The sequence below is a fragment of the Pseudomonas sp. DWP3-1-2 genome, from assembly GCF_049896285.1.
Taxonomy (GTDB): Bacteria; Pseudomonadota; Gammaproteobacteria; order Pseudomonadales; family Pseudomonadaceae; genus Aquipseudomonas.
Genome location: NZ_JAFCTZ010000002.1, coordinates 300,279 through 316,325 on the forward strand (window position 1 = coordinate 300,279; position 16,047 = coordinate 316,325).

Here is a 16,047-nt window from a genome sequence, read left to right on the forward strand (position 1 = left end):
GGTGACGATCAGGCGAATATCGGGTCTGGCGAACGACCGGGGAGGATCGCTCAGGCGTGAACCTGTCAGCGAGATCTGAATAAAGAGAAGAGAGATGATACGAATGCCGAACAGCTGAAAAATCAGGCGTGTTCATGGGTGACTCCATTTTTTGTTTTTATTAGAAAGCGCATCGGGGCGCTTTTCACCAGGTCCGGTTTACGGGCCTTTTCGCAATGCTAAACAGCGAAGCTTTCACAAACCTTTCAGCTACCTTTCATGTGCAAACTAAAATGTATTTGTCAGTGTTTCGTGCTTCACAGCAGGCGGCGCGCCTGTAAACTCCGCGCTCTTACCGTCACGCAATCAGGAGAAGTCGATGCGTGTTCTGCTCGTCGAAGACCATCCGCAATTGGCCGAAAGCGTTGCGCAGGCGCTCAAAAGCGCGGGTTTGACCGTCGATGTATTGCATGACGGTGTCGCCGCAGACCTGGCGCTGAGCAGCGAGGAGTATGCCGTGGCTATCCTTGATGTCGGTTTGCCGCGGCTTAACGGGTTTGAGGTATTGGCGCGTCTGCGCGCGCGGGGCAAGAATCTGCCGGTGCTGATGCTCACCGCGCGCAGTGATGTGAAGGACCGTGTTCACGGACTCAATCTCGGCGCCGATGATTATCTGGCCAAACCGTTTGAACTCTCGGAGCTTGAGGCCCGGGTCAAGGCCCTGCTGCGCCGCACGGTGTTGGGTGGCGAGCGGCAGCAGCGTTGTGGCGTATTGACCTACGACCTGGATACCCGGCGCTTTACCCTGGGTGAAGAGTTACTGACCCTGACCTCAAGAGAGCAGGCCGTTCTTGAAGCCTTGATTGCACGGCCCGGCCGCGTCATGAGCAAAGAGCAGCTGGCTTCCCAGGTATTCGGTCTGGATGAGGAGGCCAGCGCAGACGCCATCGAGATCTACGTGCATCGCTTGCGCAAGAAACTTGATGGCCAGCCAGTTGCTATCGTGACCTTCCGGGGGCTGGGCTACTTGCTGGAAAGTCGCGATGAGCCGGCATAACAGTCTTCGCGGGCGACTGCTGTGGAACCTGGGCCTGCTGCTGACGGTTCTGATGCTGGCCAGCGGCCTGAGTGCCTACTGGAACGGCCGTGAAGCCGCTGACACCGCTTACGACCGCACGCTGTTGGCGTCTGCACGGACCATCGCGGCGGGCGTCTCCCAGCGTGACGGCACCTTGAGCGCCGATGTGCCGTATATCGCGCTGGATACCTTCGCCTACGACAGCGCGGGGCGAATCTACTACCAGGTCAATGACATCAACAAGCAGTTGATCTCGGGCTATGAAAACCTGCCGCCACCACCTCCCGGGACATTGCGTACCGACGATTACCCGGCGCTGGCCAGCTTTTACAACGGTCGCTATCAGGGCCAGAGTGTGCGCGTCGTCAGCCTGCTCAAACCGGTCAGTGAGCCGAACATGAACGGTATGGCGGAAATACGTGTCGCCGAAACCGAAGAGGCCAGGATCAGCATGGCGCAAGGTCTGATGGCCGATACCTTGCTGCGCCTTGGCATGCTCGGTGCGGGCGCATTGCTGCTGGTCTGGTTCACCGTGAGTGCGGCGTTGCGGCCATTGGAGCGGTTACGCACCGAAGTCGAAGAGCGGCAGCCAGACGATTTGCGTTCGTTGCCTCTGGTCGAAGTTCAGCATGAGCTGCGCCCGCTGGTCAGCGCGCTTAACCACTTTACCGAGCGCCTGCGCCAGCAATTCGAGCGTCAGGCGCAGTTCATTGCCGATGCGGCGCATGAACTGCGCACGCCGCTGGCCGCGCTAAAGGCTCGCGTCGAGCTGGGGTTGCGCTCCCAGGAACCTGCCGATTGGCGTTCGACCCTCGAAAGCGCCGCACAGGGCACGGATCGGCTGACCCATCTGGCCAACCAACTGTTGTCGCTGGCGCGGATTGAAAACGGTGCCCGAGCCATTGCCGAGGGCGGTGCCGAGTTGCTGGATCTGAGCCAGCTGGCCCGGGAACTGGGCATGGCCATGGCACCCTTGGCGCATGCTCACGGCGTTGCCTTGGCGTTGGAAGCCGAAGATCCGGTCTGGTTGCGGGGCGAGCCGACGCTGCTCAACGAATTGCTCAGCAATCTCATCGACAATGCCCTGGCGCATACGCCGTCGGGCGGCAATGTGATTCTGCGGGTCAGTGCGCCCGGCATTCTTGAGGTTGAGGATGATGGCCCTGGCATTCCCGAGGCCGAGCGCGACCGGGTTTTCGAGCGCTTTTATCGCAGTCGTCAACAGGGCAGCGGTTCAGGGTTGGGATTGGCCATCGTTGGCGAGATTTGTCGCGCGCATCTGGCGCAGATCAGTTTGCATGACAGCGCCGGGCAGGGTTTGAAAGTGCGAGTCAGCTTTGTCGAGGCTCAATGAGTCCGCGTCCACTCAATACAGCATGAGCTTGGCTTCTTCCATTTCTGCATTCAGGTTGCCACCGCTCGAATCCAGTCCCAGTTGATGAAACGCGGGCAGGCTGTCGAGTTCGATCTGGCCATACGGATGCGTGGTTCCTTGATACAAATGCACGGTCGCCACCTGCACCAGGTCAATGTAATCGGCGCGCTGCGACACCCGCGTGAAATCCTGAAACCTGGCAGGCACCGATGCCAGCGGCTCGGGGAAGTCCCAGGAGCGTAGTAACCGTTCGCCAATCACCGGATGAATGCGTTCGATCACATGATTGAGGCTGACTGCGTCGGACAGCAACTCGTTGTGCTCCTCGGCATACGTCAGGATCGGCAAGACGCCAATCAGATGAATCAACCCGGCCAGCGTCGCCTGATCGGGCCTCAGATGCCCCCGCCGACTGCTCAATGCGTAACTGATTCCGGCCACTTGCAGGCTTTGCTGCCAGATTTCACGCATTTTGCGTTCGATCACTGGCGACTTGGCGTGGAACATCTGTTCGACCACCAAACCGATGGCCAGATTGCAGCTGTAGATGACCCCCAGCCGGGTAATGGCCGTATTGACGTCACTGACTTCAAAATTGGGGCGCAACAGCGGGCTGTTGACCACTTTGATCAATCGTGCGGAAAGCGCCGTGTCGCTGCCGATGACTTTACTCAGGGCGGCGATACTGATCTCCGTGTCCTCTGCAGCGAGGCGAATTTTTAGTGCCACTTCCGGGAGAGTCGGCAGAAACAGGGCATCTCTATCGATAGCCCTGATCAAATGCCTCTGCACCTCGTCAGCCATTTCACTCATGTCGCATCTCGTTGGCGTAGGGGAGTTCTGTGCCTCGGTTCCTGTGAAAGAATCCCAGGCGTGGCAGATAAGCAGACATTGGTCGAGCCCAGGTGTTCGTTGATATCAACGCTGGGTTTCGAGTTTGCTGTCGAGGGTGTAGGGCAGATCGGCCATTTTCAGCATCGGCCCTTCAGGTGAGCCCAGGCGGATATGATCATCTTCCGCCGCATCAGCCTGCAAGACTGCCAGCAATTCCACGCCATCTTGCGCTTGGGCAGCCATCACCACGTTGCCCACTGCGCTGGCGTGAACCGGGGAAAACAGCGGGGTACCAGGCTCAGGGACGCTCTGTTCCGGGAGTGACAGCCGATACAGGCGACGTTTGAGCTTACCCAGGTACTGCATCCGCGCAACGATTTCCTGACCGGTGTAGCAGCCCTTCTTGAAGCTCACGCCGCCAACGGCCTGCAGGTTGAGCATCTGCGGAATGAACTCCTCGCGAGTCGCCCCGACCACTTGTCCGATACCTGCCCGAATCTGCCCGAGCAGCCAGTCATTGAGCGTGCCCTGCGGCAATTGTGCGGCCAGACGCGAGGGAATATCAGCGGTCTGTTCGGCCCGAACCCAGAGTTCTGCTCTGCCCGGGGATACGCGGATGGCGATCAAGTCGTTGGCGCGGGCCACCGCATCGGTGTCCTGCGGCAAATCCAGACCAAGGCTCATCAGGGCGCCATCACCGTTTTGCAGGCCATAGCGAACCCACGAAGCGCTTTCGTCGGTCAGTCTGGATTTGGAGAACACTGCGTATTTCTTCAGATCGGCCAGCTGTGGCTCGATCAGCTCGCTGGCCATTGCCAGCAGGCAGCCGTCCCCTTCGAGCAGGATGCGAAAGCTTGACTGCATGCGACCCTTTTGCGTACAGCGCGCCCCGAGGGTGGCCGTTGCATCGCTCAGGTAATTCAGGTTGCAGGTCAGTTGTCCTTGAAGGAATTTGCTGGCGTCTACGCCGCGCACGGCCAGAACCCCTTCATGGGAGAGCGTGCAGAAGAAAGCTGATTCGGACATGGGTTTCCGCAGGGATAAAAAGTCTGGGGCACATGATAGTGCCGAGTGTTCATTATGGGTACATGAAAACTGCTGCGACCATTGTACGGTTCGCTCTGTTGGCCGGCGGTTGTATACTCCCCGCCTATTTCGAGGAGCGCTCCATGGTCGAAGACGTCGAACTCAACCGCCTTTACTGGCACAGCCGCCGCGGCATGCTTGAACTGGATGTGCTGCTGGTACCGTTTGTCCGGGAGGTCTACCCGACGCTCAACGATGTAGACCGCGATCTCTATCGCCGCCTGCTCACGTGTGAAGATCAGGATATGTTCGGCTGGTTCATGCAGCGCGCGGAGTCCGAAGATGCCGAGTTGCAGCGCATGGTTCGAATGATTCTGGATCGTGTCCAGCCTCACTGATCGTTTCGAATGCCGTTGGCAGCCGTCCCGATGGCTGCTTGCGGCTTACTTGGGTGCCCAGGTGCTGGCGCTGCTCTCGCTTTTCCTGCTGGATATCCCGCTCCTGATTTGCCTGAGTGGCGTTTTCCTGTGCGTTGCCCACGGTTGGTGGGTCATCCCGAACCTTATCCTGCTCAATCGCCCGTCGGCGTTTACGGCCCTGCGGCGCACGGCCGATGGCTGGCAGCTGTGGAATCGACAGAACGGCTGGCAGGGCGTGCAACTCTGCCGCGACAGCATGGCGCTGCCGCTGTTTGTGATACTGCGCTTTCGGCTGGTGGGCAGGGGCGGGGAGCGTTCGCGATGGGCACGCGGGCTGTGCATCCCGCGAGACGCCATGGCGCCGGATGATCACCGACGCCTGCGTGTACGATTGAAATTCAGCCGACGTAGGTGGGCGGCACCAGAATAGTGTCCAGGGCCTGGGGCAGCATGCCCGGGTAGTCCAGGGTGTAATGCAGGCCCCGGCTTTCCTTGCGGGCCATGGCCGAATTGATCATCAGCTCGGCTACCTGCGCCAGGTTACGCAGTTCGATCAGGTCCCGGCTGACCTTGTAATTGCTGTAGAACTCGTCGATTTCGTCCAGCAACAGGCGCACCCGGTGCTGAGCACGTTGCAGGCGTTTGTTGGTGCGCACGATCCCCACGTAGTCCCACATGAAGCGGCGCAGCTCATCCCAGTTGTGGGCGATGATCACGTCCTCGTCCGAATCGGTGACCTGGCTGGCGTCCCAGGTGGGCAGGTCGTGCCTGGCCTTGCTTTCGGGGAGGTGCTGCACGATGTCGGCAGCGGCGGAGCGGGCATAGACGAAGCACTCCAGCAACGAATTGCTGGCCATGCGGTTTGCACCGTGCAGGCCGGTAAAGCTGGTTTCGCCGATGGCATACAGGCCCGGCACATCGGTACGCCCGTGTTGGTCGACCATCACGCCTCCGCAGGTGTAATGCGCTGCCGGAACCACCGGGATCGGCTGACGGGTGATGTCGATGGAGAACTCCAGACAGCGTTCATAAACCGTCGGAAAGTGGCTTTTGATGAACTCCGGTGGCTTGTGGCTGATGTCCAGATAAACGCAGTCGATACCCAGCCGCTTCATTTCATGGTCGATGGCGCGGGCAACGATGTCTCGTGGGGCCAGTTCGCCGCGAGGATCGAAGCGCTGCATGAAGCGCTCGCCGTTGGGCAGCTTGAGCCAGGCGCCTTCGCCGCGGAGTGCCTCGGTCACCAGAAAACTCTTGGCCAGCGGATGATAAAGGCAGGTAGGGTGGAACTGGTTGAACTCCAGATTCGCGACTCGGCAGCCCGAGCGCCAGGCCATGGCGATACCGTCGCCACAGGCGCCGTCGGGGTTGCTGGTGTACAGATAAACCTTGGCTGCGCCGCCGGTGGCCAGAATCGTGAAGCGTGCGCCGTAGGTGTCGACTTCGCCGCTGTTGCGATTGAGCACGTAGGCGCCCAGGCAGCGTTTGCCGTCCAGGCCCAGGCGTCGTTCGGTAATCAGATCGACCGCGACACGTTGCTCCAGCAACTCGATATTGGATCGCTCCCGTGCTCGGGCCAGTAACGTCTTGAATATCGCGGCGCCGGTGGCATCGGCGGCGTGAATGATGCGGCGATGACTGTGACCACCTTCACGGGTGAGATGAAACTCGAAACCGCCATCCTCGGTGGTTGTCTGGTCGTCACGAGTGAACGGCACGCCCTGATCGATCAGCCACTGAATCGATTCGCGGCTATGCTCAACCGTGAATCGCACGGCGTCTTCATTGCAGAGGCCACCACCGGCATCCAGGGTGTCTTCGACATGGGATTGGACGGTGTCGGTGTCATCCAGAACGGCCGCAACCCCGCCCTGGGCCCAGAATGTAGAACCGTTGGCCAGCTCACCTTTGCTTAAAACCGCAACGCTCAGATGAGCGGGCAATGTCAGTGCAAGGCTCAAGCCCGCCGCGCCGCTGCCGATCACCAGTACATCGTGCTGAAAATGTTGGCTCATGTCTGAATTCCGCGTAAAGCGGCCACTAGTATAAGTAAGGGTGGATCGGCACAATAGCCGCGCTTTTATGGCATTGTGGAACCACAGCGGGCTGGGATTGTGCGCCAGTCCAAAGCGTCATGCATACCCATTTCCTGTCGGATAAGGCACGGATGTATATCGCGTCAGTCAGGTTTTCTACGGGTGACGATAAATGTGGTATTTACGCCCGAATATTGAGACTGGGAACTTTTGATATCACCCACGCTCAATAGCAGGTTGCCTTTAAAAGGACAGCGTCGGCTTAATGCGGGGCTCTTTGCAGCCACTGCCAGCGAATTCGACGACAAGATTATTCGCGCAGCCGACCTAGTTCGAGCTGCGTTTTTCGTGCAGGCCTACGAGTGTCAGCCGGAAACTTGCTTGGAGGGGGAGAACTTTTGCGAGAAGCCCGAGTCTATGTATGCAAGCCGATACAGTGGCCGCTGCAATGCTCCTTTAAGCTCAATGAGGAGTGTTCATGTTAACCCAGGAAGAGGATCAGCAGCTGGTCGAGCGCGTACAGCGCGGCGATAAGCGAGCTTTTGATCTGTTGGTGTTGAAATATCAGCACAAGATTCTCGGGTTGATCGTGCGATTTGTGCACGACACCCATGAAGCCCAGGACGTTGCGCAAGAAGCCTTTATCAAGGCTTATCGTGCGCTTGGAAACTTTCGCGGTGACAGCGCCTTTTACACATGGCTGTACCGCATCGCCATTAACACGGCGAAAAACTATTTGGTGTCCAGAGGTCGGAGGCCACCGGATAGCGATGTCAGGTCTGAGGATGCGGAATTCTACGATGGCGATCATGGCCTCAAGGATATCGAGTCGCCAGAGCGTGCATTGCTGAGGGATGAAATCGAAGGAACTGTCCATCGAACCATCCAGTTGCTGCCAGAAGATTTGCGTACCGCTCTAACTTTACGTGAGTTCGATGGTCTGAGTTACGAAGACATTGCCAGCGTCATGCAATGTCCGGTGGGTACCGTGCGGTCTCGGATTTTCCGCGCTCGGGAAGCCATCGATAAAGCCCTGCAGCCGTTGTTGCAGGAATCCTGAGACAGCGGCGATAGCCAAGAGAGGAACCGCCATGAGTCGTGAAGCCCTGCAGGAATCGCTGTCCGCGGTGATGGATAACGAAGCGGACGAATTGGAATTACGTCGGGTATTAAATGCCATTGACGATGCGGACACACGTGCCACATGGTCTCGTTATCAGATTGCCCGTGCAGCGATGCATAAAGAGTTACTGATCCCTCATCTGGACATTACGGCCGCCGTATCTGCCGCAATCGCCGATGAAGTCAGCCCGCTCAAGGTTGCCCGCGGTCCTTGGCGTACTCTCGGTCGCTTGGCTGTAGCTGCATCCGTAACCGTCGCGGTATTGGCCGGTGTGCGTTTGTACAATCAGGATGAGATTGCCGGCGTCGAATTGGCGCAGCAGGCTCAGCAGCCTGCCAACCTGTCTACGCCGCAAGTCAAAGGGCCGGCAGTGCTGGCGGGTTATACAGAAAGTGCTGAGCAGGCACCTGGCCCGATGGCTAACGGTGTGTTGCAGAATCAGGCCGGCTGGCATGATCAGCGCTTGCCAGGTTACCTGCGTCAACATGCTCAGCAAGCTGCGTTGAAGGGGACTGAAAGCGCCCTGCCTTACGCTCGCGCTGCCAGCCTGGAAAACCGTTAAGGAGGACCATGCGCGCCATCCCTCTACTGTCGTTGCTTTTAGGTGGGTGGTTTGTCCTCCCCGCTCATGCCGATGATGCGCAAGACACGCTCAAGCGTCTTGCGCAGGCGCAGCAACAACAAAGCTTCCAAGGTACTTTCGTCTACGAGCGCAATGGTAGTTTTTCTACCCATCGCATCTGGCACCGTGTTGACGGTGGCAAGGTCAGGGAGCACTTGCTCCAGCTCGATGGCTCCCCCCAGGAAGTCCTTCGCGTTAACGGCCTGACGCAATGCGTCAGCGGTACGCTCGAGGCCGGGGTCAGCAACCTGCCTGATCCTCCTGCCAGAACTTTCGACGTGAAAAAGCTTTCGGCTTTTTACGACATCAAGGATGCCGGCAAGTCGCGGGTGGCGGGTCGCGCTGCGACAATCATTGCCCTGACGCCGAAAGACCAGCACCGCTACGGCATCGAACTTCACGTGGATAACGAAACCGGATTGCCACTCAAATCGTTGTTGCTGAGCGATAAAGGGCAATTGCTGGAGCGCTTCCAGTTTACCGACCTCAATGCAACGGACCTCCCCAGCGATCAGATGCTTCAGCCGAGCGCCGATTGCAAGCCGGTGGGCGTGATGAAAGCCAGGTCCGAGACTCGCGCTGATTCCGCGCCGTGGCACTTTGAATGGGTCCCGCCCGGTTTCGAATTGACCGGGAGCACGTCCCGTATTGATCCGACGTCAAAAGTCCTGGTTACCAGTCTGATGTATGACGACGGTCTATCCCGTTTCTCGGTATTCATCGAGCCGGTGAGCGGCGCTACGGTGACCGATATTCGCACTCAACTGGGGCCTACTGTTGCCGTGTCGCGGCGCCTGGCCACCCCCAAGGGTGATGCCATGGTGACGGTTGTGGGTGAAATTCCGATTGGTACTGCCGAGCGCATCGCACTTTCCATGCGTGGCGATGATGTTCAGGCGAGCAGAAAGTAGTCTGTGTAATGAGGATTGGGGCCCAAGGTGTAAAACGTTTCATTTTGGGCTCCCTGTCCCGTAAACACGCGTTGTCGCGATCGTTATGCGGCTTGTTGAAATGTTTGGTGAGCTATGCAAAGTTGCAAAAAGTTTCGTTTTTTTCTATAGGTCACAGCTTCGCAGCTCTGGCCTTTGTTGTTTCAGGGCCGGAAATATTGGCTGATGGCAATGCGCTGTCGTGAGTGCTGAGGCGCAAGTCCATTGGGTCGTTTGATCTGTATTGCTTAACCACGCTCGTCGTTAACGGGAGCCGTATGTTGATACCAAGCTTTAAATCCTATCTTTCACTGATCGCCGCCGTGTTGATGCTGGGGCAGGTTGCTACTGCCCAGGCGGAAGCATTGCCGGACTTCACGACGCTGGTCGAGCAGGCATCACCGGCGGTGGTGAATATCAGTACTCGTCAGAAATTGCCGGACCGTGCTGTTGCCGGGCAGATGCCTGATCTTGAAGGCCTGCCGCCCATGCTCCGCGAGTTTCTTGAGCGCAGCGTGCCGAATCAGGGCCCGCGCGCGCCCGGCACGCCAAGAGGTGACCGTCAGCGCGAAGCGCAGTCCCTGGGTTCAGGGTTTATCATTTCCCCTGACGGTTACGTCCTGACGAACAATCATGTGATCGATGGCGCCGACGAAATTCTGGTTCGTCTGTCGGACCGTAGTGAGCTCAAAGCCAAGCTGGTCGGCACTGACCCACGTACAGACGTTGCGGTGCTGAAGATCGACGGCAAGGATTTGCCTACCGTGAAGCTGGGCGACTCCGAAAAGCTCAAGGTGGGTGAATGGGTGCTGGCCATCGGTTCGCCGTTCGGTTTCGATCACTCTGCGACCAAAGGTATTGTCAGCGCCAAAGGCCGTAGCCTGCCCAATGACACCTACGTACCGTTCATCCAGACCGACGTCGCGATCAATCCGGGTAACTCGGGTGGCCCGCTGTTCAACATGGCCGGCGAAGTCGTAGGGATCAACTCGCAGATATTCACGCGCTCAGGCGGCTTCATGGGGCTGTCTTTCGCCATCCCGATTAACGTCGCGATGGACGTGGCCAACCAGCTCAAGGCCAGCGGCAAGGTCAATCGTGGCTGGCTGGGTGTGGTGATTCAAGAGGTCAACAAAGACCTGGCTGAATCGTTCGGCCTGGACAAGCCCGCCGGTGCCCTGGTTGCTCAGGTGCTTGAAGGTGGTCCAGCCGCCAAGGGCGGTCTGCAGGTAGGTGACGTTATTCTGAACGCCAATGGCCACCCGATCGTGATGTCGGCTGATCTGCCGCAAATCGTCGGCAATCTCAAGGACGGTAGCAAGGTCCAGCTTGACGTGATCCGTGACGGCAAACGCAAGACCCTTGACGTGACGGTCGGTGCGTTGCCGGACGAAGGTCAGGAAATGGGTTCTGCTGACGGCACGGGCATCGAGCGCAGCAGTAACCGTTTGGGTGTTTCGGTCGCTGATCTGACCGCCGAACAGCAAAAGACGCTTGATCTGAAGGGCGGTGTCATCATCAAGGAAGTGCAGGAGGGTCCCGCGGCCCTTATCGGTCTGCAGCCAGGCGATGTGATCACGCACTTGAACAACCAGGCGATTACCTCAGCCAAGAACTTCACTGAGGTGGCAAAAGACCTGCCGAAGAACCGCTCGGTGTCCCTGCGTGTCCTGCGTCAGGGTCGAGCCAGCTTCATTACCTTCAAACTGGCTGAATAGCCGCATGCATTAACGGGAGAGGGCGGTTGATACCGCCCTTTTTTCTGCGTGTTGCGTCGGGTAATGCCGATCCTCTCGCCTGTGAACGTGACGCCCCGGCGATACTTCAGGTACAATTCCCGGCTATTTTTCGGCGGGTAAACTGCCTGCAACCTTTTTGAGTGTTGATCCGTGAGTGATTTGAGTCATATCCGCAATTTCTCCATCATCGCCCACATTGACCATGGCAAGTCGACGCTGGCCGACCGCTTCATTCAAATGTGCGGTGGCTTGTCCGAGCGCGAAATGGAAGCTCAGGTACTTGACTCCATGGATCTTGAGCGCGAGCGCGGGATCACCATCAAGGCCCACAGCGTGACACTGCACTACAAGGCCAACGACGGCAAAACCTACCAGTTAAACTTCATTGACACCCCGGGCCACGTGGACTTCACCTATGAAGTCAGCCGTTCCCTGGCGGCATGTGAAGGTGCGCTGCTGGTCGTCGATGCGGGGCAGGGCGTTGAAGCCCAGTCCGTAGCCAACTGCTATACCGCCATCGAGCAAGGCCTTGAGGTCATGCCGGTGCTGAACAAAATGGACTTGCCGCAGGCCGATCCGGACCGCGTCAAGGAAGAAATCGAAAAGATCATCGGTATCGACGCCACTGACGCCGTGGCCTGCAGCGCCAAGAGCGGCATGGGCGTCGACGAAGTGCTGGAACGTCTGGTTCAGACCATTCCTGCACCCACCGGCAATATCGAAGACCCGCTGCAAGCGTTGATCATTGACTCCTGGTTCGACAACTACCTGGGCGTTGTCTCCCTGGTGCGTGTGCGCCACGGTCGAGTGCGCAAGGGCGACAAGATCCTCGTCAAATCCACCGGCAAGATGCACCTGGTCGACAGCGTGGGCGTTTTCACCCCCAAGCACACTGCCACGGTCGACCTGAAAGCCGGTGAAGTGGGCTTCATCATTGCAGGCATCAAGGACATTCACGGCGCGCCGGTCGGTGACACCCTGACCTTGAGCACGACACCGGATGTTGCAGTGCTGCCGGGCTTCAAGCGTATTCAGCCGCAGGTGTATGCCGGTCTGTTTCCGGTCAGTTCTGACGACTTCGAGGACTTCCGCGAAGCCTTGCAGAAGCTGACCCTCAACGACTCATCGCTGCAGTATTCGCCGGAAAGCTCTGACGCGCTTGGCTTCGGCTTCCGTTGCGGCTTCCTCGGCATGTTGCACATGGAGATTATCCAGGAACGTCTCGAACGCGAGTACGACCTGGACCTGATCACTACAGCGCCGACGGTGATTTTTGAGCTCCTGCTCAAGACCGGTGAAACGATTTACGTCGACAACCCGTCAAAGCTGCCCGATCTGTCCAGCATCGAAGATATGCGTGAGCCGATCGTGCGGGCCAATATTCTTGTGCCTCAAGAGCACCTGGGCAACGTCATTACGCTGTGCATCGAGAAGCGTGGCGTGCAGCATGACATGCTGTTCCTGGGTACTCAGGTCCAGGTGAGCTACGACCTGCCGATGAACGAAGTGGTTCTGGACTTCTTTGATCGTCTCAAGTCGGTAAGCCGTGGTTATGCGTCGCTGGACTATCATTTTGATCGTTATCAGTCCGCTAATCTGGTCAAGCTCGATGTGCTGATCAACGGTGAGAAAGTCGATGCTCTGGCATTGATCGTTCACCGGGACAACGCGAACTATAAAGGTCGCGCGTTGACCGAGAAGATGAAAGAGCTGATCCCTCGACAGATGTTCGATGTGGCAATCCAGGCCGCTATTGGCGGGCAGGTTGTGGCGCGTACCACTGTCAAGGCGCTAAGAAAGAACGTACTGGCCAAATGTTATGGCGGCGACGTCAGCCGTAAGCGTAAATTGCTGGAGAAGCAAAAGGCCGGTAAGAAACGCATGAAGCAGGTCGGCAACGTGGAAATTCCACAGGAAGCTTTCCTTGCAGTGCTCAGGTTGGAATAGTCAGGTCCTATGTCACTAAATTTCCCGCTGTTGTTGGTCATCGCTGTATTCGTGTGCGGCTTGCTGGCATTGCTTGATCTGGTCATTCTGGCGCCTCGTCGCCGGACGGCCATTTCGACGTATCAAGGCAGTGTTACCCAGCCGGACATTGAAGTTGTCGAGCGTCTGAACAAAGAGCCGTTGCTGGTTGAGTACGGCAAATCGTTCTTTCCGGTGCTGTTCATCGTTCTCGTCCTGCGTTCGTTTCTGGTTGAGCCTTTCCAGATTCCGTCGGGGTCGATGATACCGACGCTGCGGGTCGGTGATTTCATCCTGGTCAACAAGTTCTCTTATGGCATTCGCCTGCCTGTACTGGACGAGAAAGTCATCCCGATCGGCGATCCCGAGCGTGGCGATGTGATGGTCTTTCGCTACCCAAGCGACCCGAGTGTCAATTACATCAAGCGCGTTGTCGGCCTGCCGGGCGATAAAATTCGCTATACCAGCGACAAGAAACTGTTCGTCAACGGTGAACTGGTTGCCAAACAGCTGATCGGCACCGAGCCGGGCACCCTGGGCAGCGCTGAGCTGTACAACGAGCGGTTGGGGACTGTCGAGCATGAAATCCGTCAGGAGATGACGCGCTACCGTGCGCCGCCTGATCATGAATGGACGGTGCCCGCTGGCCATTACTTCATGATGGGTGACAACCGGGACAACTCCAACGACAGCCGTTACTGGGATGACCCCACTATTCCCAAGGATGAGTTGGGCATGGTTCCGGACAAGAACATTGTCGGCAAGGCGTTCGCGATATGGATGAGCTGGCCTGAGCCAAAACTGAGTCACTTCCCCAGCTTTTCGCGGGTGGGGTTGATCAAGTAATCAATGCGGCGCTGTGTGATACAGCGCCGTATGTCATTTGGGCTGGCTTGAATGTGGGTCGTGCTGGATCGAACCCTCTCGCCGGTTTCCACAGGCTATCCTTGAGGTTTTAAATGAGAGTCGCCGGTTCGCAGAAAGGGTTGTCGTTTGTCGGATGGCTGTTGGCGCTTGCGCTCGCGGCGTTTGTGCTCAGCGTTGCATTCAAGCTGGTGCCGCATTATCTCGATCACATGTCGATGAAGAAGATCATTAATGCGGTCGACACCAACCCTGCTCTGGACATCACTACCGTTGGCGATTTCTACAGTTATGTCGGTAAAAGCATGCAGGTCAACAGCATTCGGGATTTGGATTTGAACAAGGTGTTAAGTGTGACGGTGGAAGACAATAAGTTTCTCGCCCATTTGCAATACGAGAAACGCGAATCACTGATCCAGAATATCGATCTGGTGGTGAAGTTCGACGACACATTCAAAGTGGGTAAACCGTGAGCGTTTCCTTGAGTCGCCTGGAGCGTCAGCTCGGCTATACCTTCAAGGATCAAGAGCTGATGGTCCTTGCTCTCACTCACCGTAGCTTCGCCGGGCGCAATAACGAGCGTCTGGAGTTCCTCGGTGACGCCATTCTCAACTTCGTTGCCGGTGAAGCCTTGTTTGATCGCTTCCCTCAGGCACGAGAAGGTCAGCTTTCACGCTTGCGAGCGCGGTTGGTAAAAGGCGAAACCCTGGCTGTACTGGCCCGTGGTTTCGATCTCGGTGAATACCTGCGCCTGGGCTCCGGCGAGCTCAAGAGCGGCGGTTTTCGCCGTGAATCGATTCTCGCTGACGCGCTCGAAGCCCTGATCGGGGCGATTTACCTTGATTCGGGTATGGATGCGGCGCGGGAGCGAGTTCTGGACTGGCTCACCACCGAGTTCGACAGCCTGACGCTGGTGGACACCAACAAAGATCCGAAGACCCGGCTGCAGGAGTTTCTCCAGTCGCGTGCCTGTGACCTGCCGCGTTACGAAGTGGTGGATATCCAGGGTGAACCGCATTGCCGAACCTTTTTCGTCGAATGCGAGATCACCTTACTGAATGAAAAAAGCCGGGGCCAGGGTGTCAGTCGTCGCATTGCCGAACAGGTAGCAGCGGCTGCAGCACTTATTGCCCTAGGCGTGGAGAACGGCCATGAATGATTCAATTGCAACACGCTGCGGCTATGTGGCCATCGTTGGTCGCCCGAACGTGGGCAAATCCACGCTGCTTAACCATATCCTGGGGCAGAAGCTGGCGATTACTTCGCGCAAGCCGCAGACCACCCGTCACAACATGCTGGGCATCAAGACCGAAGGCGCCGTGCAGGCGATCTACGTCGACACGCCTGGCATGCACAAGAACGGCGAGAAAGCGCTCAATCGCTACATGAACAAAACCGCTTCGGCGGCGTTGAAAGACGTTGACGTCGTGATCTTCGTTGTTGACCGTACGCGCTGGACCGAAGAAGACCAGATGGTGCTTGAGCGTGTTCAGTACGTGCAGGGCCCGGTGATCCTGGCGATCAACAAGACCGACCGTCTGGAAGACAAGACCGAGCTGATGCCCCATTTGGAGTGGTTGCAAGGTCAACTGCCGAACGCTTCGATCATGCCGATTTCCGCGCAGCACGGGCATAACCTCGAAGCGCTGGAAACCCTGATCGCCAAGCATCTGCCGGAAAACGATCACTTCTTCCCGGAAGACCAGATCACTGACCGCAGCAGCCGCTTCCTGGCCGCCGAACTGGTTCGCGAGAAGATCATGCGTCAGTTGGGTGCCGAGCTGCCGTACCAGATCACCGTTGAAATCGAAGAGTTCAAGCAGCAGGGCAAAACCCTGCATATCCACGCCTTGATCCTCGTCGAACGTGACGGCCAGAAGAAGATCATCATTGGCGACAAGGGTGACCGCATCAAGCGTATCGGTACTGACGCACGTCGTGACATGGAGCTGTTGTTCGACTCCAAGGTCATGCTAAATCTGTGGGTCAAGGTTAAAGGCGGCTGGTCCGATGACGAGCGCGCCCTGCGTTCGCTCGGCTATGGCGACCTTTAAACGC

General features: G+C 57.6%; 16 protein-coding genes. 13 read left to right on the top strand and 3 right to left on the bottom strand.

Features of this window, described 5'->3' with window-relative positions:
• The first annotated feature begins 358 nt into the window (after positions 1–358).
• Together ACP7B0_RS07220 and ACP7B0_RS07225 are read left to right on the top strand one after the other, a co-directional pair.
• Positions 359–1,036 (top strand): response regulator, encoded by a 678-nt coding sequence (locus tag ACP7B0_RS07220; RefSeq protein WP_426140413.1) that lies wholly within the window; start codon positions 359–361, stop codon positions 1,034–1,036.
• Complete coding sequence (locus tag ACP7B0_RS07225) at positions 1,023–2,411, top strand: sensor histidine kinase (RefSeq protein ID WP_426140415.1); 1,389 nt, start codon at positions 1,023–1,025, stop codon at positions 2,409–2,411. Before ACP7B0_RS07220 ends, ACP7B0_RS07225 begins: the two co-directional genes overlap by 14 nt.
• Positions 2,412–2,423: 12 nt before the next feature.
• Here the strand turns inward: ACP7B0_RS07225 and ACP7B0_RS07230 are convergent, their stop codons facing one another.
• Both ACP7B0_RS07230 and ACP7B0_RS07235 read right to left on the bottom strand, forming a co-directional pair.
• On the bottom strand, positions 2,424–3,245 hold the full coding sequence (locus ACP7B0_RS07230) for an HDOD domain-containing protein (RefSeq protein ID WP_426140417.1): 822 nt from the start codon (positions 3,243–3,245) through the stop codon (positions 2,424–2,426).
• A gap of 105 nt (positions 3,246–3,350) precedes the next feature.
• A complete protein-coding gene (locus tag ACP7B0_RS07235) occupies positions 3,351–4,292 on the bottom strand; it encodes a YgfZ/GcvT domain-containing protein (protein ID WP_426140419.1) in 942 nt (313 codons plus the stop codon).
• 143 nt (positions 4,293–4,435) lie between these two features.
• Between ACP7B0_RS07235 and ACP7B0_RS07240 the strand changes: the two genes are divergently transcribed.
• Together ACP7B0_RS07240 and ACP7B0_RS07245 are read left to right on the top strand one after the other, a co-directional pair.
• A complete protein-coding gene (locus ACP7B0_RS07240; RefSeq protein ID WP_426140420.1) occupies positions 4,436–4,690 on the top strand; it encodes a succinate dehydrogenase assembly factor 2 in 255 nt (84 codons plus the stop codon).
• Positions 4,674–5,141 (top strand): protein YgfX, encoded by a 468-nt coding sequence (locus tag ACP7B0_RS07245; protein WP_426140421.1) that lies wholly within the window; start codon positions 4,674–4,676, stop codon positions 5,139–5,141. Before ACP7B0_RS07240 ends, ACP7B0_RS07245 begins: the two co-directional genes overlap by 17 nt.
• Here the strand turns inward: ACP7B0_RS07245 and nadB are convergent.
• Positions 5,110–6,726: an L-aspartate oxidase gene (nadB, locus tag ACP7B0_RS07250; RefSeq protein ID WP_426140423.1), complete on the bottom strand. Its 1,617-nt coding sequence runs from the start codon at positions 6,724–6,726 to the stop codon at positions 5,110–5,112. The genes ACP7B0_RS07245 and nadB overlap by 32 nt on opposite strands.
• A 499-nt stretch (positions 6,727–7,225) precedes the next feature.
• Here nadB and rpoE point away from each other — a divergent pair, with 499 nt between their 5' ends.
• The 9 genes from rpoE to era all read left to right on the top strand — a co-directional run bounded on the left by rpoE (position 7,226) and on the right by era (position 16,043).
• Positions 7,226–7,807 (top strand): RNA polymerase sigma factor RpoE, encoded by a 582-nt coding sequence (rpoE, locus tag ACP7B0_RS07255; protein ID WP_020288878.1) that lies wholly within the window; start codon positions 7,226–7,228, stop codon positions 7,805–7,807.
• A 31-nt stretch (positions 7,808–7,838) separates the two neighbouring features.
• Positions 7,839–8,432, top strand: a complete 594-nt coding sequence (locus ACP7B0_RS07260) for a sigma-E factor negative regulatory protein (protein ID WP_426140424.1) — start codon at positions 7,839–7,841, stop codon at positions 8,430–8,432.
• Positions 8,433–8,440: 8 nt separating this feature from the next.
• Positions 8,441–9,403: a MucB/RseB C-terminal domain-containing protein gene (locus ACP7B0_RS07265; RefSeq protein WP_426140426.1), complete on the top strand. Its 963-nt coding sequence runs from the start codon at positions 8,441–8,443 to the stop codon at positions 9,401–9,403.
• Between the two features lie 347 nt (positions 9,404–9,750).
• Positions 9,751–11,139, top strand: a complete 1,389-nt coding sequence (locus ACP7B0_RS07270) for a DegQ family serine endoprotease (RefSeq protein WP_426140854.1) — start codon at positions 9,751–9,753, stop codon at positions 11,137–11,139.
• Between the two features lie 171 nt (positions 11,140–11,310).
• Positions 11,311–13,107: a translation elongation factor 4 gene (lepA, locus tag ACP7B0_RS07275; protein WP_426140428.1), complete on the top strand. Its 1,797-nt coding sequence runs from the start codon at positions 11,311–11,313 to the stop codon at positions 13,105–13,107.
• A gap of 9 nt (positions 13,108–13,116) precedes the next feature.
• Positions 13,117–13,971 (top strand): signal peptidase I, encoded by an 855-nt coding sequence (gene lepB, locus ACP7B0_RS07280; RefSeq protein WP_426140429.1) that lies wholly within the window; start codon positions 13,117–13,119, stop codon positions 13,969–13,971.
• A 113-nt stretch (positions 13,972–14,084) separates the two neighbouring features.
• On the top strand, positions 14,085–14,462 hold the full coding sequence (locus ACP7B0_RS07285) for a DUF4845 domain-containing protein (protein WP_426140430.1): 378 nt from the start codon (positions 14,085–14,087) through the stop codon (positions 14,460–14,462).
• Positions 14,459–15,148, top strand: a complete 690-nt coding sequence (gene rnc / locus ACP7B0_RS07290; protein WP_426140432.1) for a ribonuclease III — start codon at positions 14,459–14,461, stop codon at positions 15,146–15,148. The genes ACP7B0_RS07285 and rnc overlap by 4 nt, the downstream gene beginning before the upstream one ends.
• Positions 15,141–16,043, top strand: a complete 903-nt coding sequence (era, locus tag ACP7B0_RS07295) for a GTPase Era (protein ID WP_426140433.1) — start codon at positions 15,141–15,143, stop codon at positions 16,041–16,043. The genes rnc and era overlap by 8 nt, the downstream gene beginning before the upstream one ends.
• The last annotated feature ends 4 nt before the right edge of the window (positions 16,044–16,047 follow it).